General features: G+C 63.8%; 22 protein-coding genes and 1 tRNA gene. 16 read left to right on the top strand and 7 right to left on the bottom strand.

Annotation, left to right across the window (positions count from 1 at the left end):
• Positions 1–232 precede the first annotated feature (232 nt).
• Both EB230_RS01550 and EB230_RS01555 read left to right on the top strand, forming a co-directional pair.
• Complete coding sequence (locus EB230_RS01550) at positions 233–1,744, top strand: altronate dehydratase family protein (RefSeq protein WP_172371116.1); 1,512 nt, start codon at positions 233–235, stop codon at positions 1,742–1,744.
• 61 nt (positions 1,745–1,805) lie between these two features.
• On the top strand, positions 1,806–2,552 hold the full coding sequence (locus EB230_RS01555) for an SDR family NAD(P)-dependent oxidoreductase (protein ID WP_056569286.1): 747 nt from the start codon (positions 1,806–1,808) through the stop codon (positions 2,550–2,552).
• 33 nt (positions 2,553–2,585) lie between these two features.
• Here the strand turns inward: EB230_RS01555 and EB230_RS01560 are convergent, their stop codons facing one another.
• From EB230_RS01560 to EB230_RS01570, 3 genes are all read right to left on the bottom strand, one after another.
• Positions 2,586–2,885, bottom strand: coding sequence for a hypothetical protein (locus tag EB230_RS01560; RefSeq protein WP_155772465.1), 300 nt, complete (start codon positions 2,883–2,885; stop codon positions 2,586–2,588).
• Between the two features lie 30 nt (positions 2,886–2,915).
• Positions 2,916–2,991 (bottom strand) — tRNA-Ala (locus EB230_RS01565).
• 172 nt (positions 2,992–3,163) lie between these two features.
• Complete coding sequence (locus EB230_RS01570; RefSeq protein WP_056569283.1) at positions 3,164–3,550, bottom strand: TIGR02300 family protein; 387 nt, start codon at positions 3,548–3,550, stop codon at positions 3,164–3,166.
• 206 nt (positions 3,551–3,756) lie between these two features.
• Here EB230_RS01570 and aroA point away from each other — a divergent pair, with 206 nt between their 5' ends.
• The 4 genes from aroA (at position 3,757) to rpsA (ending at position 8,456) form a co-directional block, all read left to right on the top strand.
• Positions 3,757–5,115, top strand: a complete 1,359-nt coding sequence (gene aroA / locus EB230_RS01575) for a 3-phosphoshikimate 1-carboxyvinyltransferase (protein ID WP_172371117.1) — start codon at positions 3,757–3,759, stop codon at positions 5,113–5,115.
• Between the two features lie 90 nt (positions 5,116–5,205).
• Positions 5,206–5,805: a hypothetical protein gene (locus EB230_RS01580; protein ID WP_172371118.1), complete on the top strand. Its 600-nt coding sequence runs from the start codon at positions 5,206–5,208 to the stop codon at positions 5,803–5,805.
• An 81-nt stretch (positions 5,806–5,886) separates the two neighbouring features.
• Positions 5,887–6,552 (top strand): (d)CMP kinase, encoded by a 666-nt coding sequence (cmk, locus tag EB230_RS01585; RefSeq protein WP_172371120.1) that lies wholly within the window; start codon positions 5,887–5,889, stop codon positions 6,550–6,552.
• A gap of 206 nt (positions 6,553–6,758) precedes the next feature.
• Positions 6,759–8,456, top strand: coding sequence for a 30S ribosomal protein S1 (gene rpsA, locus EB230_RS01590; protein WP_056569274.1), 1,698 nt, complete (start codon positions 6,759–6,761; stop codon positions 8,454–8,456).
• Between the two features lie 88 nt (positions 8,457–8,544).
• Here rpsA and EB230_RS01595 read toward each other — a convergent pair whose 3' ends face one another.
• From EB230_RS01595 to EB230_RS01605, 3 genes are all read right to left on the bottom strand, one after another.
• Positions 8,545–9,252 carry an SDR family NAD(P)-dependent oxidoreductase gene (locus EB230_RS01595; RefSeq protein ID WP_056569271.1) on the bottom strand — a complete coding sequence of 236 codons (708 nt, stop codon included), beginning with the start codon at positions 9,250–9,252 and terminating at the stop codon, positions 8,545–8,547.
• A gap of 236 nt (positions 9,253–9,488) precedes the next feature.
• Positions 9,489–11,093, bottom strand: a complete 1,605-nt coding sequence (locus EB230_RS01600) for a 5-guanidino-2-oxopentanoate decarboxylase (protein WP_172371122.1) — start codon at positions 11,091–11,093, stop codon at positions 9,489–9,491.
• Positions 11,090–11,938, bottom strand: a complete 849-nt coding sequence (locus EB230_RS01605; RefSeq protein ID WP_056569266.1) for an arginine deiminase family protein — start codon at positions 11,936–11,938, stop codon at positions 11,090–11,092. The genes EB230_RS01600 and EB230_RS01605 overlap by 4 nt, the downstream gene beginning before the upstream one ends.
• Before the next feature lie 219 nt (positions 11,939–12,157).
• Here EB230_RS01605 and EB230_RS01610 point away from each other — a divergent pair, with 219 nt between their 5' ends.
• The 7 genes from EB230_RS01610 to EB230_RS01640 all read left to right on the top strand — a co-directional run bounded on the left by EB230_RS01610 (position 12,158) and on the right by EB230_RS01640 (position 18,533).
• Positions 12,158–12,970, top strand: coding sequence for an ABC transporter ATP-binding protein (locus EB230_RS01610; protein ID WP_056570352.1), 813 nt, complete (start codon positions 12,158–12,160; stop codon positions 12,968–12,970).
• Between the two features lie 55 nt (positions 12,971–13,025).
• Positions 13,026–13,823 carry a transporter substrate-binding domain-containing protein gene (locus tag EB230_RS01615; RefSeq protein ID WP_056569263.1) on the top strand — a complete coding sequence of 266 codons (798 nt, stop codon included), beginning with the start codon at positions 13,026–13,028 and terminating at the stop codon, positions 13,821–13,823.
• 205 nt (positions 13,824–14,028) lie between these two features.
• Entirely contained in the window at positions 14,029–14,694 is a 666-nt protein-coding gene (locus EB230_RS01620) for an ABC transporter permease (RefSeq protein WP_056569260.1), read from the top strand.
• Positions 14,694–15,503: an ABC transporter permease gene (locus EB230_RS01625; RefSeq protein ID WP_056570350.1), complete on the top strand. Its 810-nt coding sequence runs from the start codon at positions 14,694–14,696 to the stop codon at positions 15,501–15,503. Before EB230_RS01620 ends, EB230_RS01625 begins: the two co-directional genes overlap by 1 nt.
• A gap of 147 nt (positions 15,504–15,650) precedes the next feature.
• Positions 15,651–16,652 (top strand): Ldh family oxidoreductase, encoded by a 1,002-nt coding sequence (locus EB230_RS01630; RefSeq protein WP_056570348.1) that lies wholly within the window; start codon positions 15,651–15,653, stop codon positions 16,650–16,652.
• Positions 16,653–16,992: 340 nt separating this feature from the next.
• Complete coding sequence (locus EB230_RS01635; RefSeq protein ID WP_056569257.1) at positions 16,993–17,445, top strand: DoxX family protein; 453 nt, start codon at positions 16,993–16,995, stop codon at positions 17,443–17,445.
• 110 nt (positions 17,446–17,555) lie between these two features.
• Positions 17,556–18,533 (top strand): complex I NDUFA9 subunit family protein, encoded by a 978-nt coding sequence (locus EB230_RS01640; protein WP_172371124.1) that lies wholly within the window; start codon positions 17,556–17,558, stop codon positions 18,531–18,533.
• Between the two features lie 72 nt (positions 18,534–18,605).
• Here EB230_RS01640 and EB230_RS01645 read toward each other — a convergent pair whose 3' ends face one another.
• Positions 18,606–19,973, bottom strand: coding sequence for a cytochrome P450 (locus EB230_RS01645; RefSeq protein ID WP_172371126.1), 1,368 nt, complete (start codon positions 19,971–19,973; stop codon positions 18,606–18,608).
• A gap of 199 nt (positions 19,974–20,172) precedes the next feature.
• Between EB230_RS01645 and EB230_RS01650 the strand changes: the two genes are divergently transcribed.
• The 3 genes from EB230_RS01650 (at position 20,173) to gyrB (ending at position 26,081) form a co-directional block, all read left to right on the top strand.
• Entirely contained in the window at positions 20,173–20,742 is a 570-nt protein-coding gene (locus tag EB230_RS01650) for an NADPH-dependent FMN reductase (protein ID WP_056569251.1), read from the top strand.
• Between the two features lie 87 nt (positions 20,743–20,829).
• Positions 20,830–23,448: a caspase domain-containing protein gene (locus EB230_RS01655; RefSeq protein ID WP_172371128.1), complete on the top strand. Its 2,619-nt coding sequence runs from the start codon at positions 20,830–20,832 to the stop codon at positions 23,446–23,448.
• 161 nt (positions 23,449–23,609) lie between these two features.
• Positions 23,610–26,081: a DNA topoisomerase (ATP-hydrolyzing) subunit B gene (gene gyrB / locus EB230_RS01660; protein ID WP_056569248.1), complete on the top strand. Its 2,472-nt coding sequence runs from the start codon at positions 23,610–23,612 to the stop codon at positions 26,079–26,081.
• Positions 26,082–26,191 lie beyond the last annotated feature (110 nt).

Here is a 26,191-nt window from a genome sequence, read left to right on the forward strand (position 1 = left end):
GCGGGCCGATCATGCCTGGTCACTTGCCCGGCCAGATGCCCGGTTTCGGTCAGGCTTGATCCGGGCGCGGCGGACAGGGATCGAATTCACTCCCTCCACGCCAAGACGTTGCCCCAGTCCTGACCACGCGGCTGTCACCGTCGCTGCTTGACCATTGACATTCTATTATATTAGTATTTTTCATCATCCATCCCTGGCTTCGTCGGGGAGAGCTTCTTTCAGAGTTTGTGTAATGACGCGGTTCATCCAGCTTTCGCACGCCGACAACATTCTTCTTGCGGTCGACCCGCTAAAGGTCGGCGACAAGGCCGGTGACGTCGCGGCCAGGGCACGGATACCGCGCGGCCACAAGATGGCCGTGCGCGACATCGCGTCGGACGAACCGATAGTGAAATACGGCCAGACCATCGGCTTCGCACGCGAACCAATCGTCGCCGGCGACTGGGTGCACGAGCACAATGTGTATCTGCGCAATTTCGAGCGCGACTATCTGTTCGGCACAAATGCCAGGCACACGCCTGTTCTTCCAGAGGCCGAGCGCGCCACCTTCCTGGGTTACCGCAGGCCGAGCGGCAAGGTCGGCACGCGCAACTTCATCGCCGTCCTGACTTCGGTGAACTGTTCGGCCAGCGTCGCCCGCTTCATCGTGGAAGAGGTCAACCGGTCGGGCATCCTGCGCGACTATCCCAATGTCGACGGCGCCATCGCGCTGGTCCACGGCACAGGCTGCGGCATCGACACCCAAGGCGCCGCCTACGATCTCCTGAAACGCACGCAATGGGGGTTTGCCACCAATCCCAATGTCGGCGGCGTGCTGATGGTCGGGCTCGGCTGCGAAGCGTTCCAGATCCCGCGCTGGATGCAGTCCTACAACATCGAGGAGAGCACCACCTTCCGCACGATGACGATCCAGGAGACCGGAGGCACCCGCAAGACCGTCGAGGCCGGCGTCAAGGCGATCCTCGACATGCTGCCGACCGTGAATGCCGCGGAAAGAACGCCGCAGCCGGCTTCCGAACTGGTGCTGGCGCTGCAATGCGGCGGGTCGGACGGTTACTCCGGCATCAGCGCCAACCCGGCGCTCGGTGCGGCGGTGGACCTACTGGTCGCGCAAGGCGGGACGGCCGTTCTCTCGGAGACGCCCGAGATCTATGGCGCGGAGCATCTTCTCACCTTGCGCGCCGAGACCCGCGAAGTGGGCGAGAAGCTGATCGAGCGCATCCGCTGGTGGGAGGCCTATACCGCCAGGCACGATATGGAAATGAACAACAACCCGTCTCCCGGCAACAAGCTGGGCGGACTGACGACCATACTGGAGAAATCGCTCGGCGCCTCCGCCAAGGGCGGTACGACCAATCTGCGCGCCGTGCTCGAATATGCCGAGCCGATCAACGAGCGCGGCCTCGTCTTCATGGACACGCCGGGCTACGACCCGGTCTCGGCCACCGGACAGGTTGCCGGCGGCGCCAACATATTGTGCTTCACCACCGGACGCGGCTCGGCCTTCGGCTGCAAGCCGACGCCCTCGATCAAGCTCGCCTCCAACTCCTTCATCTTCGAGCAGATGCGCGAGGACATGGACATAAACTGCGGCGACATACTGGACGGCGTGACGCTGGCCGAGAAGGGCGAGGAGATCTTCACCGAGATCCTGCGCGTGGCATCGGGCGGGCGCACCAAGTCGGAATCGCTCGGCTATGGCGACAACGAGTTCGTGCCCTGGAGTCTCGGCGCGACGATGTAGCAATACCGCCCGCTTCCACCGGGCAGCCCCCCAGCATCTCAAACGGAAAGAACCGCTCGACATGAACAGGATCGATCTTGACGGCCAGCACGCCGTCGTCACTGGCGGCGCGCAAGGCCTCGGCTTCGCGATGGCCAAGCGTTTTGTCGCCTCCGGCGCGACGGTCACCTTGTGGGACATCGACGAAGCACGTCTCGATGCGGCCAAGCGGGAGCTCGGCAAGGCCGCCACGACGCTGGCCGTCGACATAGCCAGTTGGGAAGCGGTGGACGCCGCCCGCGCCCGAACGGAGGAGATCGCCAACAAGATCTCCATCCTGGTCAACTCGGCGGGCATTGCCGGCCCGGCCGCGCCGCTCGACAGCTACGACATCGATGTCTGGAAGAAGGTCATCGACATCAACGTCAACGGCACCTTCTACGTCAACCGCGCCGTGGTTCCCGGGATGAAGGAGCGCAATTACGGGCGTATCGTCAACATCGCCTCGGTCGCCGGCAAGGAAGGCAATCCCAATGCCGCCGCCTATTCGGCCTCGAAAGCCGCGGTCATCGGCATGACCAAGTCGCTTGGCAAGGAGCTGGCGCAGTACGACATCGCGGTCAACTGCATCTCGCCGGCGACGGCGCAGACGCGCATCCTCGAGCAACTGACGGCCGAGCACATCGAATATATGCGTTCGCGCATTCCGCGCGGCCGCCTGCTGGAGGTCGACGAGGCCGCCGCCATGGTCGCCTGGCTCGTCTCGAAGGAAAACAGCTTCACCACGGCCTCGACCTTCGATCTGTCGGGTGGACGCACGACCTACTGATCGAGTAGAACTTCCGCGCGGCACCTGGCGGCGTCAGCCGCCGGCCGGCAGGTTGATGGCCGGTGCCTGCCTCGACACGATTTCGAGCGCGCCGTCGGGCACGGCGGCCGCGATGCCGAGAATCTGACCGAAGCCGAGAAGCACGCCGAGGAGAGCCCGGAGCGAGGCGTGGTTATCGATCTTATCGCCGAAATGGGCAACAGACGGCGAGCCCTGTTTGGGAGTCGGCGCGACAGTTAGGCGGTGCCGCCCTGGATTGTCGGCGCACCCCTCTGGCGAGCGAGCTTGTTCCGGACTGCCCGGGGCGAGCGTGAACAGGGCCGTGGCGCCCATTCATCGTTTATGGTTGGCTGAGAGACTGTTTGGTGGAGCCAATCGGAATCGAACCGACGACCTCTTGAATGCCATTCAAGCGCTCTCCCAACTGAGCTATGGCCCCACTTCCGGCAGTCAACCGGCGCCGTTTCCGGCGAAGAGATCAGCGCGGGTTGGAACACCGCGCCGTTAGTGCAGGCGGCTTCTAACCCCGCCTTTCCCAGATATCAAGCCTTCAATGCCGGCTTTTTGTTCACAGGCCAAGAAAGCCTGCAAACGCTTGTCTCTCGGGTCGATCAGACCTCGTCGTCGTCGTCGCCGACGCCGATCATGTCGGCAACGTCGTCGTCTTCTTCCTCTTCGTCGGCGAGGAAGGTGTCGTCCTCGTCGTCGCCGAGATCAACGTCCTCGTCGTCGCCGAGATCCGGCAGGTCGTCGCCCTTGACGTCCTCGTCGGCCTCTTCGAGCGAGACGACTTCAACGCCCTCTTCGTCCTCGGCGTCCACTTCCTTCTCGGCCACTTCCTCTTCCTCCTCGAGGGCGGCGATCTTGCCTTCCTCGAAATAGGAACGTGGATAGGTCTTCCCGGTGTAGGGCGAGACGATCGGGTCCTTGTTCAGGTCGTAGAATTTTCGACCCGTTTCGGGGTCGATACGCTTTGTGCCAAGTTCGGTTTTTGCCACGGCAAGCCTCGTGAATAAAAGAGTGGTCCCCTTAACCACTGTTTGCGGCGCTGTCAAAGCCAAAAGCCGGCGTCACAAAACCAAGCAGTAAAAGGCCTCGCGGCAAGTGACGACCATGGGGATGACCATTTCGCCCCGCCGTGATACGAGACCGCCGCAACAAATGAAAAGCGCCGGCCCGCCGGCATTCCGTCCAGGGAAATTCCATGTCTCACGCCGCCGCTGCCAAGCCGGCCACCGCCCGCAAATCTCAAGCCCTTTCCGGCACGGCACGCGTGCCGGGCGACAAGTCGATATCGCACCGCTCCTTCATGTTCGGCGGTCTCGCCTCCGGCGAAACCCGCATCACCGGCCTGCTGGAGGGCGAGGACGTGATGCGCACGGGCGCGGCCATGAAGGCGATGGGCGCGCATATCGAGAAGCGCGGCGCCGAGTGGGTGATCCGCGGCACCGGCAATGGCGCGCTCCTGCAGCCGGAAGGCCCGCTCGACTTCGGCAATGCCGGCACCGGCTCACGGCTGACCATGGGCCTGGTCGGCACTTACGACATGGAAACCACCTTCATAGGCGACGCCTCGCTGTCCGGCCGGCCGATGGGTCGCGTGCTCGAGCCCCTGCGCCAGATGGGCGTGCAGGTGCTGAAGGCGACGCCGGGCGACCGCATGCCGATCACGCTGCATGGTCCCAAGCACGCCGCACCCATCACCTACCGCGTGCCGATGGCCTCGGCGCAGGTGAAGTCGGCCGTGCTGCTCGCCGGCCTCAATACGCCAGGCATCACCACGGTGATCGAACCGGTGATGACGCGCGACCACACCGAAAAGATGCTGAAGGGGTTCGGCGCCAACCTGTCGGTCGAGACCGACGAGCGCGGCGTGCGCCACATCTTCATCGAGGGTCAGGGCAAGCTGACGGGCCAGACGATCGCTGTGCCCGGCGACCCGTCCTCGGCCGGCTTCCCGCTGGTCGCGGCACTCATCGTGCCGGGTTCCGACATAACAATCGAAAACGTGCTGATGAACCCGACCCGGACCGGCCTGCTTCTGACGCTGCAGGAAATGGGCGGCAAGATCGACATCCTCAACCCGCGCAATGCCGGGGGCGAGGATGTCGCCGACCTGCGCGTGCGTTATTCCGAATTGAAGGGCGTCGCCGTCCCGCCGGAGCGGGCACCGTCGATGATCGACGAGTACCCGGTGCTGGCCGTTGCCGCGAGCTTCGCCGAAGGCGAGACGCTGATGCAGGGCCTGGAAGAGCTGCGGGTGAAGGAATCCGACCGGCTGTCGGCCGTCGCCAACGGGCTGAAGCTCAACGGCGTCGACTGCACCGAGGGCGAGGCTTCGCTTGCCGTGCGCGGCAAGCCGGGCGGCAAGGGCCTGGGCGGCCATCCCAACGGCCTGGACACGACGGTGCAAACCCATCTCGACCACCGCATCGCCATGAGCTTTCTGGTCATGGGACTGGCGACGGAAAAGCCTGTCACCATCGACGACCAGGCCATGATCGCGACGAGTTTCCCGGAGTTCATGGGCCTGATGACGGAGCTCGGCGCGGAGATCGGGTGATCAAGACTGAATTGGGTTTGGCATAAAGGAAGTATTGATCAGCAGGCCCTATTTTTCTGATTGATTCAGGATATTTCATGGTGGCGCAGATTGTTTGTAGTCAATGGAAGAGTCACCGCTGTTAAGGAGCTAACAGACGGTCGATTTGCATATTCACGCGGGCTACAAAAGCCCGCCGCAATCTTGACTCGAGAGCAGCTCGAAGAGATTCAACGCCTCAACGGCATACGTCTCGTATTGCCGTACATTTTTCTGGCCCTTGGCGGCATTATCATTTTCATCCTCATCAACGATCAGCTGCCCCTGGCAGCCTCCATAGCAGTTGGCGTGATTGCAATCGCTCTTAGCGCCTACGCTATCATCACGACGACAATACGGGTTGGCAAGATATTGGACCAGGCCACTTCAGAGCCCGAGTTGCCAGCTCGTATTCCTCGCGCGATGATCTTTAGAACTTTGTGGCGCTCCAGCAGCGACCGCCACGTGTTGCTGGGCAAGTGGTTTTGGGGCTGCATGTCCGTTGTTTCCATAGCCGTCATAGCCGCAAGATTTCTGAAATTCGACGATCATCTAAGCCCGACCGATACCGTCGCCATGCTAATTTTTGCCATTCTTTCGTCTGTGCTGTTCCAAGCGTTTTCGACGGAGCGCCAGCGCAGGAAGTCTGCAACAGGTCCAGAGAAGTCTTGATCGTCGGAATCATCGGAGACTTCTTCCGGCCTGCCGATTTCATCCTTGATTTAACGCCGCGCCTCCGCTTCAAGCATTTGCATGATAGCCATTGCCGAAAGACCCGGTTTCACCATAGCCATCGACGGTCCCGCCGGCGCCGGCAAGGGCACGCTGGCCCGGCGGCTCGCCGACCACTACCGGCTGAACCTGCTCGACACCGGCCTCACCTATCGCGCGGTCGCCTATGCGCTGATCCAGCACGCGCTGCCGCTCGACAATGTCTCGGCGGCCGAAACCGCCGCCCGCCAGGTCGACCTGGCAAAGCTCGACCGCGCGGTGCTGTCAGCGCATGCCGTTGGCGAGGCGGCCTCGAAGGTCGCGGTGTTCCCGACGGTGCGGCGCATCCTCGTCGAGAAGCAGCGCGCGTTCGCCAAGACGCCGCCAGGCGCGGTGCTGGACGGGCGCGACATCGGCACGGTCGTCTGCCCCGACGCCGACATCAAACTCTATGTGACGGCGAGCGCCGAAGTGCGGGCACGACGCCGGCTGGCCGAGATCGAAAGCATCGGCGGTACCGCCAATTTCGCCGAAATCCTCGCCGACATCGTGCGCCGCGACGAGCGCGACATGGGCCGCGCCGACTCGCCCTTGAAGCCGGCCGCAGACGCGCACTTGCTTGATACCAGCGAAATGGCTATAGAAGCCGCGTTTCTCGCGGCCATGGCTGTCATCGACGACGTGCTGGCCAAGAGAAACAAGGCCTGATCCGGGTTTTCATGCTGTTTCCGTTGCCGGAAGCGAAGAAAATACCCATATCGGGCACGAACCAGCCTGCCAGCATTCTTCATGCGCCGGAATTGCCGCTTCAAAGCGGCCCAGGGCTTTTTAAAGCCCGGAACGCCGGCAGGCCAACGCAACGCTAACCCACGGCGCCGTCCCGCTCAGAGATGCGGGGCACTCCAGGAGAAACAATGTCAGCTGCAAATCCCACTCGCGACGATTTCGCGAGCCTGCTCGAAGAATCATTCACCACCGGCCATTCCGGTGAAGGTCAGGTCGTCAAGGGCACGATCACCGCGATCGAAAAGGACATGGCCATCATCGACGTCGGCCTCAAGGTCGAAGGCCGCGTGCCGCTGAAGGAATTCGGCGTCAAGGGCAAGGACACCACCCTCAAGGTCGGTGACACCGTCGAAGTCTATGTCGAGCGCATCGAGAACGCGCTTGGCGAAGCGATGCTTTCGCGTGAGAAGGCCCGCCGCGAAGAGAGCTGGGTCCGCCTCGAAGAGAAGTTCACCAAGGGTGAGCGCGTCGAAGGCGTCATCTTCAACCAGGTCAAGGGCGGCTTCACCGTCGACCTCGACGGCGCCGTGGCCTTCCTGCCGCGCAGCCAGGTCGATATCCGCCCGATCCGCGACGTCTCCCCGCTGATGCACAACCCGCAGCCCTTCGAGATCCTCAAGATGGATCGCCGCCGCGGCAACATCGTGGTGTCGCGCCGCACCGTACTCGAGGAAAGCCGCGCCGAACAGCGTTCGGAAATCGTGCAGAATCTCGAAGAGGGCCAGGTTGTTGAAGGCGTCGTCAAGAACATCACCGACTACGGTGCGTTCGTCGACCTCGGCGGCATCGACGGCCTGCTGCATGTCACCGACATGGCATGGCGCCGCGTCAACCATCCGACCGAAATCCTCAACATCGGCCAGACGGTCAAGGTGCAGATCATCCGCATCAACCAGGAAACCCACCGTATCTCGCTCGGCATGAAGCAGCTCGAGAGCGATCCGTGGTCCGAGATCGGCACGAAGTTCCCGATCGGCAAGAAGATCAAGGGCACCGTCACCAACATCACCGACTACGGCGCGTTCGTCGAGCTGGAGCCGGGCATCGAAGGCCTCATCCACGTTTCGGAAATGTCGTGGACGAAGAAGAACGTGCATCCCGGCAAGATCCTGTCGACGACGCAGGAAGTCGACGTGGTGGTGCTCGAGGTCGATCCGGCCAAGCGCCGCATCTCGCTCGGCCTCAAGCAGACGCTTGAGAATCCGTGGGAAGCCTTCGCGCGCAACCATCCTGTCGGCAGCCAGGTCGAGGGCGAGGTCAAGAACAAGACCGAGTTCGGCCTGTTCATCGGCCTGGAAGGCGACGTGGACGGCATGGTGCACCTCTCCGACCTCGACTGGACCCGTCCGGGCGAGCAGGTCATCGAAGAGTACAATCGCGGTGACATCGTCAAGGCGCAGGTGCTCGACGTCGACATCGAGAAGGAGCGCATCTCGCTCGGTATCAAGCAGCTGGCCCGCGACACGGTCGGCGAAGCGGCGACTTCAGGCGAACTGCGCAAGAACGCCGTCGTCACCTGTGAGGTCATCGGCGTCAAGGATGGCGGGCTGGAAGTGCGGCTGGTCGACAGCGGCATCGAGACCTTCATCAAGCGCTCGGACCTGAGCCGCGACCGCGACGAGCAGCGCCCCGAGCGCTTCACCGTCGGCCAGAAGGTCGATGCCCGCGTCATCGCCTTCGACAAGAAGACCCGCAAGCTGCAGGTCTCGATCAAGGCGCTGGAAATCGCCGAAGAGAAGGAAGCGGTCGCCCAGTACGGCTCGACCGATTCCGGCGCTTCGCTGGGCGATATCCTGGGTGCCGCGCTGAAGAAGCAGGGCAACTAAGCCTCTTCTTCCACCCAAAGAAAAAACCCCGCCGGAGCGATCCGGCGGGGTTTTTCTTTGGCGAGAGCCAGGTCGTTCGATAGCGGAGCTACGCCCGACCGTAGAGCGGCACCAGCGTTCCGCTCATCGCCTGGTTGGCGGGCGAGGCGAGATAGGCGATGGCCTCGGCAGCCGCTTCGAGGCTGACCCATTTGGTGAAATCGGCATCCGGCATGTCGGCGCGGTTTGCCGGCGTGTCGAGCGTCGACGGCGCCACGGCATTGACCAGGATGCCCTTGGCCTTGAGCTCTTCGGCCATCGCCACCGTCATGGCCGCGACCGCCGCCTTGCTGGCCGTGTAGGCGACCATGCCGGCGCCGCGCCTGGGGTCAAGCCCGGCGCGCGCGGTGACATTGACGATGCGGCCTGATGTGCCCGAAGCCAGCATCGAACGGATAGCCGCGCGGCTGCACAGGAAGGTGGTGCGGGCGTTGGTGTCCATCATCTCGGCAAAGGACGCCGATTCGATCTTTTCCACCGGCGCCATGGCGAAACCGCCGGCGAGATGGATCGATCCCCACAAGGCGGGAACCTGGGTATAGAAGCCTTCAACCTTGGCGGAATCCGACAGGTCGACATTGTGCGCCAGCTTGACGTTCTCGTGCGCGGCGAATGGAAAATGGTGAGGTGCCGCGGCATGTGCGTTCGGCACATGGCAGATCGCGCCCTGCTCCAGCAGCCGGCCAACCACCGCGCCGCCGAGCGCGCCGGTTCCACCGGTCACGACGATATGCCTGCCTTGAAGTGTTTCCGTCATCCTGGATCGCTCCTGTCGTATTCTTATGGTTATTTCGCTTGTTGCGCCGCGCCGACGCGAAGCGTCGCGCCTTTCGGGCAATCACTCAACTGATATCTCGACATGGCAGTTGTTGCGTCTTTGCATGCGTCAGTTCGCCGGCCACCGCGATTTGCCGGCCCCGCGGCTCGCGCCGTGCGATAGGCAAGCCGGCGAATGGCCGATACAGGTTGAAAAATCAACGCCGGCCTTGGCGCTCAATCGACCGTGATTTCGATGACACGCGGCAACCCTGTCGCCCGGGCCCGCCTCAGCGCCTGCGGCAAGGCGCCGATATCGGCCAGCCGCTCGGCACCGATGCCATAGGCTTCGGCCAGCTTGCAGAAATCCGGCGGCGCCGGCGAGACCCCCACAGGTTCGACACCGACATCGAGCATCGAGGTCTCGATCTCGCGATAGCCCCTGTTGTTCCAGACCACGAAGATAACCGGGGCCTGGGCATCGAGCGCCGCGCCAAGTTCGGGCAGCGTGAACTGGAAACCACCGTCTCCGGTCAGGCAGACAACCGGTGCATCGGGCACGGCTAGTGCCGCGCCGATCGCGGCCGGTGGGCCGTAACCAAGCGCGCCGAAGCCGGTGGCGGCATTGAACCAGCCGCCTGGCCGGTCGTGGTCGTAATAAAGGTTGGCGGCATAGACCGGCTGCGTCGAATCGCCGACGACAATGGCGCCCGGCAATGCGTCACGGATCATCTCCACCGCACGCACCTGCGCCACATAGGCCGGGCTGAGCTCGGCGAACGCCGCCTTTCGTGCCGTGGCGGCGCGTGCCTCGCCGTCTGGCGCCGCAGGATAAGCGGAGCCGATCACGGCAAGCAAGGCCTCGATCGCCTCGGCGCAGTCGGCCTGGATGCCGATCGTCACCGGGCGGCGCGCGAGCTGGTCGGCGCCGATGTCGATGCGGATCAGGTTGGAAGGCAGAACGAAGCCGCCATCACCGTAGCCGTCATAATCGGTCGGGCCGAATTCAGTGCCAGCGGCAATCACCAGATCGGCCTCGGCCATCAGCGCGCGGACCGCCTTCAGGCTGGGGCTTGCCGGCACGCAGAGCGGGTGGTGGTGCAACAGACCCCGCGCATTGGTGGTCTCGACGACCGGCGCACCCAGTTTCTCGGCAAGGCGCCGCAATGGCGTTTCGGCACCCTTGGCGCCGCCGCCGGCCAGGATCAGCGGGCGGTGCGCGGCGGCGATGAGTTTGGCTGCACCGGCAATTGCCGCGCCGTCCGGCGCCGGCGGTGCCGCATTGCTCAGCAGTGCCGTGATATTGTCAGCCGGCTTGACCATGACATCGGTCGGGATCTCGATATGCACCGGGCCCGGCCGCGAGGACGAGAACAGGGCAAAGGCCTGTGCCAATGCCCCGGGCAACTCACTGGCCTCGGCGACACGCCGCGACAACAGCGCCACCTTTTCCATCATGCCGCGCTGATCCGGCAACTCATGCAGGAAGCCAAGCCCCTTGCCCAGCGTCGGCGTGGCGTTGACACCCGAGATGACCAGCATCGGCACCGAATCGGCTCGCGCCTGGCCCATGGCGGTGATGGTGTTGGTCAGCCCCGGTCCGGTGATGACGAAGGCGACACCCGGCCTGCCGCTGGCGCGGGCATAGCCGTCGGCCATGAAACCGGCGCCCTGTTCGTGGCGCGGTGTGACATGGCGGATTTTCGAGCGCGCCAGGCCACGGTAGAGCTCGACCGTGTGGACGCCCGGAATGCCGAAGACAGTGTCGACGCCATGTGCTTCGAGCAGCGTGATGAGGGCTTCGCCGATGGTCGGCCCCGTGATCGTCTTGGTGGTCGTCATTGGCGCAGCACCGGACGTGTCAGGCAGGTCGGACCGCCCTCGCAAGCGATGCACAGCGCATCCGCCTCGAAGGTGGAAACCGTGCAGCCGGCCGCTTCCATGGCCGCCGCCGTCTTGGGAAAGCCGGCGACGGCGATCACCTGATGCGGCGCGGTCGGCAGCACGTTGAGGCTGAGCCCGTTGGAGGCCATGAACTCATCGGCATCGCCCTCGACCAGCTTGATGCCGCGTGCCCGCAGCATCTGGTAGAAGGCCGCCGGCAGGAGCGGCGAATAGACCAAAGCCAGATCGTCGGCGAGCGGACTGATCACCGACATCAGATGCAGGCAGGCTTCCTCGCCATGCCACAGCGGCAGATCGAAGCCAAAGACCTGGATGCCCTTGGGGGAGAGCAGGTTGGCGAGCTGCTGGATGCCGTCCTGGTTGGTGCGTACGCCGCGGCCGATGGCCAGCGTGCCGGCATCGACCCAGACGCAGTCACCGCCTTCCACCTGGCCGGGATGTTCGATGCGGCCGAGGATCGGAATGCCCATGCTGGTGTAGGCGGCCTCGTGCAGGCCGGGCTCCGGCCGGCGCAGTGCCTTGCCCATGGACAGGATGACGGCGCCGTGATCGGTCATCAGCGAAGGGTCGTGGGTGAAGACGGAATCGGCCAACCCGTCATCGGCGTCCGTCAGCCATTCGATCTCGGCCCCTGAAGCCGCGACCAGCTGCGTGAGCCGTTCATGCTGGGCGGCGGCTTTCTGCGGGTCAAAGCCCGGGCCATAGTGCCACTCCCGCGCCTTGGCGTGGCGCATGGCACTCGACGCGGACCGCATCAGCACGCGTTTGAGCGGTCCTGCCATGGACTGCGAACCGTATGTTTTGCCCACTAAATTCTCCCGAAACATCCCTGCCGCCACTAACCACTACAGCAAGCCGTGATCAATGGTCCAAAAACCATGGTTGACGGAGGCAAGCGGAACGGTCCATCTTGAGAAGGGGAACTCTGTCCAGTGATGGGTAATGGGTAAAACAATCCAGCAGCGATGGGCTCGACCGCTCCGCGGAGCGTCGAAGGGATGATGGCGCAGGGCGCTGCATCCGTCCTCGAAAGAACGGCGCAGGACGGCGCCGCCGAAGCCATCCATGTCGAAAACCTGCACAAGAAATTCGGCGAACTGCATGTGCTGAAGGGCGTGTCTCTGTCGGCACGCGATGGTGAGGTGATCGCCATCATCGGTGGCTCAGGCTCGGGCAAATCGACGCTGCTGCGCTGCATCAACTGCCTCGAAAATCCGACCAGCGGCATCATCCGCGTCAATGGCGAGGAGATCAAGCTGAAGGCGGACAGCCACGGCCACACCGTTCCGGCCGACCGCAAGCAGATCGAGCGCATCCGCTCCAAGCTCGGCATGGTGTTCCAGAATTTCAATCTGTGGAGCCACATGACGCTGATCGAAAACGTCATCGAGGTTCCGGTGCATGTGCTTGGCGTCAGGCGCGACGAGGCGATCGCCCAGGCCGAAAAGCTGCTGGCACGCGTCGGACTTGCCGAAAAGCGCGACGTCTATCCCGCCTATCTGTCGGGCGGCCAGCAGCAGCGCGCCGCCATCGCGCGCGCCTTGGCCATCAATCCGCGCGTCATGCTGTTCGACGAGCCGACCTCGGCGCTCGACCCCGAACTGGTCGGCGAGGTGCTGAAGGTGATCGGCGACCTGGCGCGCGAGGGCCGCACCATGGTGCTGGTCACCCACGAGATGAAATTCGCCCGCGAGGTCGCGACCCATGTCGTCTATCTCTACAACGGGCTGGTCGAGGAAGAAGGCCCGCCGGAACAGATCTTCGGCGCGCCGAAATCCGAAAGGCTCAAGCAGTTCATCCGCAACATCGGCTAGGGACAGGCCGGGACGGAAGAAAACCGGGAACCAACAACAAACTGGGAGTCACGAAATGAAGACTGTTCTGAAGACATTCGCCGCGGCACTGCTGCTCGGCGTCGCCGCCATGGGCGTGGCCAAGGCCGACCCGGTCAAGATCGGCGTCGCCGCCGAGCCCTATCCGCCCTTCACCTCGCCGGATGCTTCGGGCAAATGGGTCGGCTGGGAGATCGACTTCATCGATGCCGTCTGCGCCGAGGAGAAACTCGACTGCGTCATCACGCCGGTTGCCTGGGACGGCATCATTCCGGCGCTGACCACCAAGAAGATCGATCTCATCGTCTCGTCGATGTCGATCACCGACGAACGCAAGAAGACGATCGACTTCTCGGACAAGTATTACAACACGCCGACGGCGATCATCGGACCGAAGGACCAGAAGTTCGGCTCGACGCCGGATGACCTCAAGGGCAAGGTCGTCGGCGTCCAGGTGTCGACCGTGCACGCCGTCTACGCCAAGAAGCACTTCGGCGCGACGGCCTCCGAGATCAAGGAATACCAGACCCAGGACGAAGCCAACCAGGATCTCGCCGCCGGCCGCCTCGATGCGGTGCAGGCAGACTCCATCGCGCTTGGCGAATTCCTCAAGTCCGACCAGGGCAAGGCCTGCTGCGACCTGAAGGGCATGGTGGCCCCGGACGACGAAGTGCTCGGACCCGGCGTCGGCGCCGGCGTGCGCAAGGAAGACACCGCCCTGAAGGAAAAGATCAACGCCGGCATCAAGGCGATCCGAGCCAACGGCAAGTATGACGAAATCTCGAAGAAGTACTTCGATTTCGACATTTACGGCGGCTCGACCCAGTCGAACTGACGCTCCTCGCACAGGCCGGAGGGCATGACGCCAGCGTCATGCTCTCCGGCCGACCCTTCCCACGCATGCTTGCCGTCGGCCACTGACGTCGGCGAATAGCGCCAGCAATCCGGGGGCGAAGCTGATCGACGCGTTTCTTCCGGCCTCGGCGGCCGGTATCATCGAACTCCTCTCGCCCGCGCCCGTCGGCTGGGGCGGGACACTCATGCTCGGGCTGCTGCATTCGATCGAGATCGCCGTCGGCGCCACGATCGTCGGCCTGTTCATCGGAACCTGCGGTGCCTATGGCAAGCTCTATGGCGGGCCTGTCGTGCGCGACCTGCTTGCGGTCTACACCACCGTGGTGCGCGCCGTGCCTGAACTGGTGCTGATCCTGTTGCTCTACTACGCCGGCACCGACCTGATAAACCAGGTGCTCACCGCGATCGGCTACCAGCGTGTCGATATCAACGGACTGGTGGCCGGCATAGCCGTGCTTGGCTTCGTCCAGGGCGCCTACTCGACGGAAGTCATGCGCGGCGCGATTCTCGCCATCCCGCAGGGCCAGATCGAAGCCGCCCGTGCCTACGGCATGTCTCCCGGCCTTCTCCTGCGGCGCATCACGCTGCCTGCAATGCTGCCCTTTGCCATTCCGGGTCTCGCCAATCTGTGGCTGATCGCGACCAAGGACACCGCCCTGCTGGCCGTCGTCGGCTTCTTCGAACTGACGCTTGCGACACGGCAGGCGGCAGGCGTCACCAAGGCCTATCTGATATTCTATCTCGCCGCCGGCGTGCTCTATCTCGCGGTGACGCTGTTTTCCAACCTCCTGCTTGGCCGCGCCGAGAAATGGGCGCGGCGCGGCATGCCTTCGATCAAGGATGCACGCTGATGGTGGGCGAGGCCGCCATCATCAACACCGCGGCGCGCGCCTCGCTATGGCTGCAGCCGCACCGCATCGTCCTCATCCTGATCGCTCTGGGGCTGGTGCTGTCAGCCGCCTTTTTCATGCGCTGGGACTGGCTGCCGCAATATTGGGCACTGGGCCTGATGGGCATCTGGCGCTCTCTGTGGATCCTGGCCGTCACCTGCGTGCTCGGCTTCCTGATCGCCGTGCCGGTCGGGCTGGCGCAGGCCGCCGGTTCAATCTGGGTTGCGGCGCCGGCGAAGGTTTTCTGCACCATCATCCGCGGCACACCGCTGCTCTTGCAACTGTGGCTGCTCTATTACGGGCTGGGCTCGCTGTTCCCGCAATATCCATGGATCCGCGAATCCTGGATGTGGCCCTATCTCAGACAGGCCTGGCCGTATGGCGTGCTGGCGCTGACCCTGTCCTTCGCCGGTTACGAGGGCGAGGTGATGCGCGGTGCCTTTGCCGGCGTGCCCAAGGGACAGCTGGAAGCCGCCCGCGCCTTCGGCATGAGCCGCTGGAAGATCTTCCAGCGCGTCTGGCTGCCGCAGGCCTTCTACCGGGCACTGCCAACGCTGACCGGTGAGACCGTGCTGCAATTGAAGTCGACACCGCTGGTGGCGACTATCAGCGTGATCGATATCTTCGCCGTCTCGTCCAAGGTGCGACAGGATACCTACCTCACCTACGAGCCCTTGCTGCTGCTGGCGTTGATCTATATGGCGATCACCGGCATTCTCGTCCTGGCCTTCAGCCGGATCGAAGCGCGGATACCGGTCAAGGTCGGCTAGAGGCGCACCGATCGCGCACGGCTCGATGGAGACATCCGCCGCTTTTCTTGCAGTTGCGGACGATTTTCAACACAAACGCCGGCCCATCTGCTGCTACGCACGGACCCGACCACGTCAACCAGTTCTCGCGACCCCAGGACGGCTATGATGCAACTCAGTCTCGACCAGGCAAGAGGACTGTGCCGGATGGCGGCACTCGGCGCAGGCGCCAATGAGGAGGCCGCGCAATCGCTCACGGCCTCCATCATCGCAGCCGAGGCGGAAGGGCTTTCGACCGTCGGGCTTTCGCATTTCATCGACTATCTCGAGGCCCTCGAGGCCGGCCGCATCGACGGCAACGCCGATCCGGTGATCACCAGGCCGGCGCTGGCCGTCTATCTGTCCGACGCACGCGGCGGGCTGGCGCATACCGGCTTCGACCGGACGATCGACGATCTCGCCAAGGCGGCAAGGCTGTTCGGCGTTGCCATCTTCTCGCAGAAGAACGCCTACACATGCGGCGCGCTTGGCTATTTCACCGGAAGGCTGGCGGCACAGGGACTGGTATCGTTCGCCGCCACCAACGGTCCGGCCGTGCTTGCCGGCTCGGGCTCGGTCAAGCCGGTCTATTGCACCAACCCGATGTCGTTTGCCGCGCCGGCCGCCGACGGCGCGCCGCTTGTCATCGACCAGTCCTCGAGCGCCACCGCCTTCGTCAACATCCGCAAGGCGGCCGAGGACGGAAAGAAAATTCCCGAAGGCTGGGCGCTGGACGCCAGCGGCAACCCGACCACCGATCCGGCAGCGGCCATGAAAGGCGCCATGCTTGCCTTTGGCGGCCAGCGCGGAGCCAACATCGCGCTGATGGTCGAAGTGCTGGCGGCGGGGATTTCCGGGGCCAATTGGTCGCTCGACGCGCCATGGTTCACCGGTGGGCCGGACAACCCCGGAACCGGCCTGTTCGTGCTGGCCATCGAGCCCAAGCTGCTCGACCCGGATTTCGAGCAGCGCATGAAGGACCAGCTTGACCGCCTGCGCCGCCGCTTTGGCGTGCATGTGCCGGGCCGCGCCCGGGCCGAGGCGGCCGAGAAGGCGCAGGCGCGCGGCATCACCGCGCCCAAGGCTGTGGTGCAGCGTATTTCCGAATTCGCCGAACGCTATTCGGCCTGAAGAAATCGACGATTTTCCGCGCCTTCGTGAACCTTCGCGCGCGTCGCCGCGACCCATGACTGTCCGGGTTGGGGTGCCCGGCCGGTGTCTTCTGTCGGATGCGTCCAGGGCTGGGGCGGGCGTGCTTGCTTCACGCCAGCTGATACCGTCTCAGGTCAGGCCGCCTCGTTGGACCCTGGTTTCGACATGAGCTTCACCCGGAAAACCCCGCTTCGGCGGGGTTTTCTGCTTTTTCATCTCGCGCACATAAACATGATTATGAAAGTTAACTTTTGTTAACTTGACTTGATGGGGACCATCGGGCGTTTGCAAGGTGATCATCACAACAACAGGAGCCACGATGTCCGCAACTACCGACGCTTCCCACGGCAAGCTGATCATTCCGGCGCTTGGCCGCCTGTATTCGTCGCTGCATGATGCCGGCGAAACCCTGCTGCGTACCGTTGCCGGCATCTTTCTCACCATCCACGGTTCGCAGAAGATCACCAATCCGTTCGGCGCCGCCGAGATGGTCGAAGGCCTCGGCTTCTATCCCGGCGCCTTCTGGTCGTTGCTTCTGGCCTGCACCGAATTTTTCGGCGGCATTTTCATCGCCATCGGCTTCTTGACGCGTCCGGCCGCTTTTGCCGGCCTGTTCGTGCTGCTGGTGACCGTCTGGTTCCACTGGGTGACCATGGGCCAGGGTTATTCGGGTGCTGAAAAGTCGCTTTTGTGGGCCGCGATCCTGCTCTTCTTCGCCATTCGCGGCGGCAACCGGCACTCGGTCGACGCCCGTATCGGCAAGGCATTCTAACAAGCTTTCGAGAGCGGTGACGCGACGACGCGTCACCCTTTGCCTTTGGCGCAAAACGGACTATGAAACGGCTTCAGCCAAGCCATCTGGAAAGTGCGCCGGAGCCCGCCATGACCGAAATCCTGCAGACCCCAAAGCTCGTCGTCGTCTTTGGCGGGTCAGGCTTTGTCGGCCGCCACGTGGTGCGCGCGCTGGCCAAGCGCGGCTATCGCATCCGGGTCGCCTGCCGGCGGCCCGACCTTGCCGGCCATTTGCAGCCGCTCGGCAATGTCGGCCAGATCCAGCCGGTGCAGGCCAATGTGCGGGTGCGCTGGTCGGTCGACCGCGCCGTGCAAGGGGCCGACCATGTCGTCAATCTCGTTGCCGTCTTGCATGAGAGCGGCCGGCAGAAATTCTCCGCCGTGCATGAATTCGGCGCCCGCGCCGTCGCCGAAGCCGCGCGCTCCGTTGGCGCCGGGCTGACGCATGTTTCGGCGCTTGGCGCCGACGCGGACTCCGAATCGGATTACGCGCGCACCAAGGCGCTAGGCGAGAAGGCCGTGCTGGAGACGATCAACGACGCCGTGATCTTCCGGCCGTCGATCAACTTCGGACCCGAGGATAGCTTCTTCAACCGCTTTGCCAACATGGCTCGCTATTCGCCGGTTCTGCCGCTGATCGGCGGCGGCCAGACCAAGTTCCAGCCGGTCTATGTCGGCGACGTCGCCGAAGCGGTGGCACGCTCGGTCGATGGCAAGATCAATCGCGGCCACATCTATGAGCTTGGCGGCCCCAACGTGCTCACCTTCAAGGAGTGCATGGAAGAGTTGCTCGCGGTGATCGAGCGCAAGCGCCTGCTGGTCCCGGTGCCGTGGTGGGTGGCCAACATCCAGGCTTCGATCCTCGGCCTGCTGCCCAATCCGCTCTTGACCAGGGACCAGGTGATGCTGTTGCGCGAGCACAACATCGTTTCGGACGCCGCCGCCAAGGCCAACCGGACACTTGCCGGGCTTGGCATCCAGCCGCAGTCGATCGCAACGATCCTGCCGAGTTACCTCTGGCGCTTCCGCGCCGCCGGCCAGTTCCAGCAGCGCAAGCCCGCTGCATAAGCCCAAGGTGCGTTGAGATTCAGGTCAGGCCGCCACCGTTCGCAGGCGGGCATCACCAGAATATCGGCATGCCTAGCGAGGCGTGACCCGCATCGGCAGCCCGCCTTGCGGCTGGGTCGTCAATTTCTGCACCGGCCAGGGTTTCGTTTCGGCCGTGGTGTCGAAGCGGAAGCGCGACAAAAGGATGGCGAGCGCGATGATCGCCTCCTGCATGGCGAAACTGGCGCCGATGCAGACGCGCGGACCTGCTCCGAACGGCAGGTACTGGAAACGGTCGATCTTTTCACGGTTCCCCGGGTGGAAACGCTCGGGCAGGAAGGCATCTGGCCGGTCCCACAGCTTCCGATGACGATGGACGACCCACGGCATCACCAGCACGGCCGCGTGCTTGGGGATATAGAGATCCTTCCACATCTCAGGCACGATCGGCTCGCGGTTGATCGATGGCGCCGGCGGATAGAGCCGGAGCGCCTCGTCGAAGGCGGCGCGGGTCAACGGCATGGCGTCGAGCCACTTCGTCGGATCGGGTTCGCGCGCCAGCACCTGGTCGATTTCCTGCTCGACCCGGTTGCGCTCCCATGGCGATTCGGCGAGGCAATAAAGCGTCCAGCCAAGCGCCCGCGCCGTCGTCTCATGGCCGGCGCCGATGAAGGTGATGATGTTGTCCTCGACTTCCGGGCGCGTCAGCCCCTCCGGGCCTTCGGCCTTGAGCAGCAGCGTCAGGAAATCCTGTGGTACGGCATCGGGATCACGCCTGAATCTCTCTTCGCGCATCTTGACGGTATCGGTCACGATCTTGCGGAAATAGGCCATGGTCTTGCGGCCGCGGATGCGGGTGAGCCGCGGCAGCCAATCGGGCGCCCGCAACAGGTCGAGCGGATCGACACGGCCCATGGTTTCGAACAAACGGTCGATCTCGTTGGCGAAACTGCCCGGCTCGCCGGCGATCTCGCCAGAGAACAGGGTCTCGGCCAGGATGTCATAGGTGAGCAGCGTCATGTCATGGGCGATGTCGGATGTGCCGCCCTGCTCGTAGCGGGTGACGAACTCGAGCGTGCGTTTCAGCATCGGCTGGGCAAAGCCGAAGATGTGGCGCGGCGTGAAAACCGGTGCCATCGCCTTGCGCGACCGCTTCCAGACCTCGCCCTCGGCGGTCAGCAGGCCATCGCGCAGGATCGGGCGCAGGATCTTCTGGCGCACCGTCGCCATCTTGTAGTTCTTGGCATTGTCGACCAGAACATGGCGGATGAGACCAGGATCGTTGGCGATGACCAGCGGTCCGCCCGCGCCCTTGGCCGAAATCCAGGGTTCGTTGTAGGTCGGCTCGCCCCAGAGTTCGAGCGGATTGCGGTAGACGATGCGGATCATCTCCAGCGTCGAAGGCGGCGATGTACGCGGCTTCGGCGCGGGAGGAACAAAGGGGGCGGGCTGAGTGTCCATGAAGTGCTCCGCTGATGCTTGAATGTAGTGGCTGGCACCCCGGACGTCCATGTGACCGAACGGCAGGCAATGCGCGGCACGAAGCAGACAGTCTGTTCATCCGATCGTGACCGCTCCGCCTGGCGTTCAAACCTTGTCCGACAGGACGCTCTGCCGTAGTGACAGTCACCAAGAGATACCGCCGACAAAGGAGCCTGTCTTGAAGCACCAGTTGAACATCATCATCGGCAGCACGCGGCCAGGCCGCGCCGGTCCTGTTTTTGCGGAATGGCTTGAGACGTTCGCGCGCGAGCACGGGAAATTCGAGCCAGTGCTGGCCGACATCGCCGCGTTCCACCTGCCGGTGCTCGACGAGCCGCATCATCCGAGGCTGGGCAACTATCAGAACGACCACACCAAGGCGTGGTCGAAGGCGATCGACGCCGCCGACGCCTTTGTCTTCGTGGCGCCCGAGTACAATTATTTCGCGGCGCCCGCGATCATCAACGCGATCGACTACCTCGCGCGCGAATGGAAGTACAAGCCCGCCGCCATTTTCAGCTATGGCGGCGTCTCCGGCGGCCTGCGCGCGGCGCAGGCGCTGAAGCCTCTGTTGGCCGCCGTGGGGATCATGCCGATCCCCGAGGGCGTCGCGCTGCCGATGTACCAGAAGCTGCTTGACGAGAACGGTGCCTTCAGCGCCAGCGACCAGGTGGCGGGTGGTGCCAGGACCATGCTGGACGAGCTGTTGCGCTGGAGCGAGGCGTTGAAACCGATGCGCGCCGGCTGAAAGAGCAGGTTTGGCCGAGTGCCTCGCTTGCTCGCGCCATAAAGAGGTGGAATGGTCGGCAAGGGACTGAGCCGGGGGCGGTTCGACTTGCGTTTGCTGTTTGCCTTGCTGCTGATGCTCGCGACCATCGTCACCGCGGCGGCGGAACGGCGCGTGGCGCTGGTCATCGCCGAGGATGACTACCGGCTGGTCCGGCCGCTTGCCAATCCCCTGCATGATGGCGAGGCCATGCAAGCGGCGCTGAAGAAACTCGGCTTCGAGGTCGTGCTCGAAACCAATCGCGACCTCAGGCGCATGCGGCGCGCCCTCGACGATTTCCGCGAGGATGCCAAGGGCGCCGATGTGGCCTTGGTCTATTTCTCCGGCCATGGTGTCGAAATCTCCGGCGACAACCGGCTGCTGCCGGTCGATGCCGACTCCTCCTCGCTCGATCAACTGGACAAGACCAGCCTGCCGCCGGAAGAGGTGCGCGACGCCGTCGCCGCCACCGCGAAGGTCGGGCTGATCGTGCTCGACGCCTGCCGCAGCGATCCGTTCTCGGGGAGCAGTGGCAACGGTCGCGGCGCGACCTCGCTGGCGAAGGAAGTCGTCAACAAGGTCAAGCCAGGCCTCGGCCGCGTCGGGCGAGCGGAAAACATCCTGTTCGCCTTTTCGGCCGCACCCGGCGAGGCGGCCGCCGACGGCACCGGGCAAAACTCACCCTTCACGACGGCGCTGACCAAATATCTCGGCACGGACGGGCTCGAGATCCGCTCGGTGCTGACCTTGGTGCAGCAGGAGGTCTATGACCTCACACGCGGCAAACAGCTGCCCTATGTCGAAAGCGGCCTGCCGAAGCTGTTCTTTGCCGCTGAGGCCAAGGAACAACTGCCGGAGCGCGAACGCCTGCTGCTGGCCATGGCCGATGTGACTCCGCAAATGCGCGGCGAGGTCGAGCAGATCGCCAACGGCGCCGACATGCCGCTGGCGCCGCTCTATGGCGCGCTGATCAGCGCCGACGCCAGCCATCTCTCCGCCGGCAGCCTGAACGCCCGGCTACGCGAGGCTGCCGACGCCTTCGTCAAGGTGCGCAGCGAAATGAAGGCGCTCGCCTCCGACGATCCGCAGGTGGCGGAGTTGCGCAAGCAGGCCGAGGAACAGCTTTCGCTCGGCGCCTTCGATGGCGCCCGCGCCCTTCTCGCCAAGGCAGCCGACATAGACAATGTTTCGCGCCAGGCGCTGAAGGTCAATTTCGTCAGCCGCACCCTGTCCGAGGCCGCGACGCTTTATCTGTCTGGCGGTGCGGCGCGCGCCGACCTCGACTACGCCACCGCCATCAAGGACTATGAAACGGTGCTCTCGCTCTATGGCGAGGCCGGGCAGTCCTCATTGGCGCTGGAGGATGCCGACCGTCAGATCCGCACCCTGGACGAACTCGGCAAGCTCTACACCCTCGTCGGCAACACCGACGCCGCGGGCCGCGCCTTTTCGGCGCTGGTATCCAATCTCGAATTGCGCTCCGCCCGGGAAACCGATCCGAGCGTCAAGCGCGACTTTGCCGTCAGCCGTATCAAGCTCGGCAATATCAGGATGGCGCAAGGCGACCTGCCGGCCGCGCTGGAGAATTACCGGACCGCCAGATCCATGCTCATGGATTTGACCGCGGCCGAGCCCGGCCGCCTGCCATGGTTCGGCGATTTCGCCATGGCCGACGACAAGATCGGCAACGTGCTGGTGACGCAAGGCGATCTGGCGGGCGCCTCGCAGGTCTATCAGGAAAGCCTGTCGATCAAGAAACAGCTCGCCGCCAACGAACCCGAACGCGCCGAACTGCAACGCGACCTCAACATTACCTATGACGAGATCGGCAATCTGGCGCACAGCGCCGGCCAGTTCGACAATGCCGAGGCGGCCTATGAGGAGAGCCTGAAGATCCGGCTGGCGCTGGCAGGGAAGAAGCCGCAGGATGCCGAGCGCCAGCGCGACGTCTCCGTCAGCCATGAGACGATCGGCGATCTCAAGCGCGAACGCGGCGATGCCGCCGGTGCGCTCGCGGCCTACCAGGCGAGCCACGTCATCGTCGACCAACTGGTTGGCCGCGATCCCGACAACAGCGAGCTGAAACGCGACCTGTCGGTCGGCAACGCCAAGATCGGCAATGCGCTGAGCGACCAGGAGAAGTGGCCGGACGCACTCGCCGCCTATCAAGAAGCGCTCCGAATATCCCGCGTGCTGGCAGGGAGCGATCCGAACAACACCGACTGGCAGCGCGACCTTTCGGTATCCATTGAAAAGGTCGCGGGGGTTCTCGCCATTCAGGGCGATCAGAACGGGGCGCTGAAAGCCTATATGGACAGTTTCGCCATCGCCGACAGGCTGGCGAAGCTCGATCCCGGCAATGCCGACTGGCAACGCGACCTGTCGATCACGCTGTCCGAGATCGGCATGCTCAAGGTCAAGCAGCGCGACGTCAAAGGTGCACGGCAGGCCTTTCAGGACAGCCTCGCCATCCGCCAGCAGCTTGCCCGGTCCGACCCTGACAACGCGACATGGCAGCGCGACCTGGTGGTCGCCATGGTCGACTACGCCCAGGTCGCCAGGAACCCCAAGGTGGTTCTCTCCCAGGCGCTCGACATGACGCTGGAACTCGAGCGGACCGGGCGGCTGGCCCCGCGATACAAGTTCATGATCAAGTTTCTCAGGGAGCGCGTGGCCAAGGCGAAATAGCGCCCGTCGGGAGCCAGCCCTGGACAGCCGGCTCATCCCCGGGGAAATGCCCGCAAACCTTGGAAAAACCGCCTTTAGCACCTATATCTAGTGCATATCAGACGCGCGATTCGGGGCCGATTTTTCGCGCTGTACAAGCGGCATCTAGACAATAGGTTTTCATGAGCGACCAGACCGAGAACACCAACGGCGCCGAGGCCGAATACGGCGCCGATTCCATCAAGGTTTTGAAGGGGTTGGATGCTGTCCGCAAACGCCCTGGCATGTATATCGGCGATACCGACGACGGTTCCGGCCTGCATCACATGGTCTACGAGGTGGTCGACAACGCCATCGACGAGGCGCTGGCAGGCCACGCCGACCTCGTCACCGTGACGCTCAACCCCGATGGTTCGGTGACGGTAATCGACAATGGCCGCGGCATTCCGACCGATATTCACACCGGCGAAGGCATTTCGGCCGCCGAAGTGATCATGACGCAGCTGCATGCCGGCGGCAAGTTCGACCAGAACTCCTACAAGGTGTCGGGCGGCCTGCATGGCGTCGGCGTCTCGGTGGTCAACGCCCTTTCGGCATGGCTGAAGCTCAAGATCCGCCGCAACGGCCAGATTTATGAAATGAGCTTCACGCACGGCAATGCCGATGCGCCGCTGAAGGCGACGGGCAGCTACGAGCAGGACAAGCAGCCAGGCACCTATGAGGGCCGCAGCGGCAGCTCGATCACCTTCTTTCCGTCGGCCGAGACCTTCACCATGGTCGAGTTCGACTTCGGCACGCTGGAGCACCGGCTGCGCGAACTCGCCTTCCTCAATTCCGGCGTGCGCATCGTTCTGACCGATGCCCGTCACGCCGACATCGTGCGGCATGAACTGCACTACGATGGAGGCCTCGAAGAGTTCGTCAAATATCTCGACCGGGTCAAGAAACCGCTGATCGAGAAGCCGATCGCCATCAAGGCCGAGCGCGACGGCATCACCGTCGAAGTGGCAATGTGGTGGAACGACAGCTACCACGAGAACGTGCTGGCCTTCACCAACAACATACCGCAACGCGATGGTGGTACCCATCTGGCCGGCTTCCGCGGCGCGCTGACGCGCCAGATCACCGGCTATGGCGAATCCTCGGGTCAGACCAAGAAGGAAAAGGTCTCGCTGATCGGCGACGATTGCCGCGAGGGCCTGACGGCGGTGCTGTCGGTCAAGGTTCCCGACCCGAAATTCTCCTCGCAGACCAAGGACAAGCTGGTGTCGTCGGAAGTGCGGCCGGTGGTAGAGGGGCTGGTCAACGAGGCGCTCGGCACCTGGTTGGAAGAGCATCCGACCGAAGGCAAGGTCGTCATCGAGAAGGTGATCCAGGCCGCGGCGGCGCGCGAAGCCGCGCGCAAGGCGCGCGACATCACCCGCAAGACCTCGCTCGGCGTCACTTCGCTGCCGGGCAAGCTGGCCGACTGCCAGGAGCGCGACCCGGCAAAATCGGAAATCTTCATCGTCGAGGGTGACTCGGCCGGTGGCTCGGCCAAGGGCGGCCGCTCTCGCCAGAACCAGGCCATCCTGCCGCTGCGCGGCAAGATCCTCAATGTCGAGCGCGCCCGCTTCGACCGCATGCTCTCGTCCGACATGATCGGCACGCTGATCACCGCGCTCGGCACGTCTATCGGCAAGGACGAGTTCAACGCCGACAAGCTGCGCTATCACAAGATCATCCTGATGACCGACGCCGACGTCGACGGCGCCCATATCAGAACGTTGCTTCTCACCTTCTTTTTCCGGCAGATGCCGGAGCTGATCGAGCGCGGCCATCTCTACATAGCCCAGCCGCCGCTCTACAAGGTGACGCGCGGCAAGAGTTCGCAATACATCAAGAATGAGAGCGCCTTCGAGGAATTCCTGATCGATTCAGGGCTGGAGGAAGCCTCGCTCACGCTGGGCTCGGGTGAAGTGCGGACCGGACAGGACCTGCACAGTGCCGTTGACGATGCGCTGGCTGTCCGCCAGCTGATCAACGGCCTGCACACGCGCTACAACCGCAATGTCGTCGAGCAGGCGGCGATCGCTGGCGGTCTCAACCCCGAGGTCTTCGGCGATCTCGGCCGCGCCAATGCCATGGCGGAGCGGATCGCACAACGCCTCGACATCATCGCCGAGGACACCGAGCGCGGCTGGACCGGCCGCATGTCGACCTCGAACGACGGCAGCGGCGGCTATGTCTTCGAGCGCACCGTGCGCAGCGTCAAGGAATACGCCCATCTCGACATGGGGCTGATCAATTCGGCCGATGCCCGCCAGCTCGACCGCTACGCGCAGCGCCTCAGCGAAGTCTACGGGACGCCGCCGGTGTTGCGGCGCAAGGATGTGGCCGAAACCGTTTCGGGGCCGCTGGCACTGCTCAACGCCGTCTTTGCGACCGGCCGCAAGGGCCTGACCATGCAGCGCTACAAGGGTCTCGGCGAGATGAATGCCGAGCAGCTCTGGGAGACAACGCTCGACCCGAATGTGCGTTCGCTGCTCCAGGTCAAGGTCAACGATGCGACCGATGCCGACAGCCTGTTCTCGCGGCTGATGGGCGACGAGGTCGAGCCACGGCGCGAATTCATCCAGGACAATGCGCTGTCGGTGGCCAATCTGGATATTTGATGCATGTTGCCCAAAACCGCACGGCGGTTTTGGCGGAACGAGATGCACAAGAACTTAAAGCCGCGTCGCCTGAATCCGCTTCAGTGCGACGCGCTTCGAGACTGTAGCGA

The sequence above is a fragment of the Mesorhizobium sp. NZP2234 genome, assembly GCF_013170765.1.
Classification (GTDB): domain Bacteria; phylum Pseudomonadota; class Alphaproteobacteria; order Rhizobiales; family Rhizobiaceae; genus Mesorhizobium; species Mesorhizobium loti_D.

What these genes read in the sequence shown, in the direction of transcription:
- EB230_RS01550 (WP_172371116.1), top strand. Translation starts at nt 233, where the DNA reads ATGACGCGGTTCATCCAGCTTTCGCACGCCGACAACATTCTTCTTGCG.
- EB230_RS01555 (WP_056569286.1), top strand. Translation starts at nt 1,806, where the DNA reads ATGAACAGGATCGATCTTGACGGCCAGCACGCCGTCGTCACTGGCGGC.
- EB230_RS01560 (WP_155772465.1), bottom strand. Translation starts at nt 2,885, where the DNA reads ATGGGCGCCACGGCCCTGTTCACGCTCGCCCCGGGCAGTCCGGAACAA.
- aroA (WP_172371117.1), top strand. Translation starts at nt 3,757, where the DNA reads ATGTCTCACGCCGCCGCTGCCAAGCCGGCCACCGCCCGCAAATCTCAA.
- cmk (WP_172371120.1), top strand. Translation starts at nt 5,887, where the DNA reads ATGATAGCCATTGCCGAAAGACCCGGTTTCACCATAGCCATCGACGGT.
- rpsA (WP_056569274.1), top strand. Translation starts at nt 6,759, where the DNA reads ATGTCAGCTGCAAATCCCACTCGCGACGATTTCGCGAGCCTGCTCGAA.
- EB230_RS01595 (WP_056569271.1), bottom strand. Translation starts at nt 9,252, where the DNA reads ATGACGGAAACACTTCAAGGCAGGCATATCGTCGTGACCGGTGGAACC.
- EB230_RS01600 (WP_172371122.1), bottom strand. Translation starts at nt 11,093, where the DNA reads ATGACGACCACCAAGACGATCACGGGGCCGACCATCGGCGAAGCCCTC.
- EB230_RS01605 (WP_056569266.1), bottom strand. Translation starts at nt 11,938, where the DNA reads ATGGCAGGACCGCTCAAACGCGTGCTGATGCGGTCCGCGTCGAGTGCC.
- EB230_RS01610 (WP_056570352.1), top strand. Translation starts at nt 12,158, where the DNA reads ATGGCGCAGGGCGCTGCATCCGTCCTCGAAAGAACGGCGCAGGACGGC.
- EB230_RS01615 (WP_056569263.1), top strand. Translation starts at nt 13,026, where the DNA reads ATGAAGACTGTTCTGAAGACATTCGCCGCGGCACTGCTGCTCGGCGTC.
- EB230_RS01620 (WP_056569260.1), top strand. Translation starts at nt 14,029, where the DNA reads ATGCTCGGGCTGCTGCATTCGATCGAGATCGCCGTCGGCGCCACGATC.
- EB230_RS01625 (WP_056570350.1), top strand. Translation starts at nt 14,694, where the DNA reads ATGGTGGGCGAGGCCGCCATCATCAACACCGCGGCGCGCGCCTCGCTA.
- EB230_RS01630 (WP_056570348.1), top strand. Translation starts at nt 15,651, where the DNA reads ATGCAACTCAGTCTCGACCAGGCAAGAGGACTGTGCCGGATGGCGGCA.
- EB230_RS01635 (WP_056569257.1), top strand. Translation starts at nt 16,993, where the DNA reads ATGTCCGCAACTACCGACGCTTCCCACGGCAAGCTGATCATTCCGGCG.
- EB230_RS01640 (WP_172371124.1), top strand. Translation starts at nt 17,556, where the DNA reads ATGACCGAAATCCTGCAGACCCCAAAGCTCGTCGTCGTCTTTGGCGGG.
- EB230_RS01645 (WP_172371126.1), bottom strand. Translation starts at nt 19,973, where the DNA reads ATGGACACTCAGCCCGCCCCCTTTGTTCCTCCCGCGCCGAAGCCGCGT.
- gyrB (WP_056569248.1), top strand. Translation starts at nt 23,610, where the DNA reads ATGAGCGACCAGACCGAGAACACCAACGGCGCCGAGGCCGAATACGGC.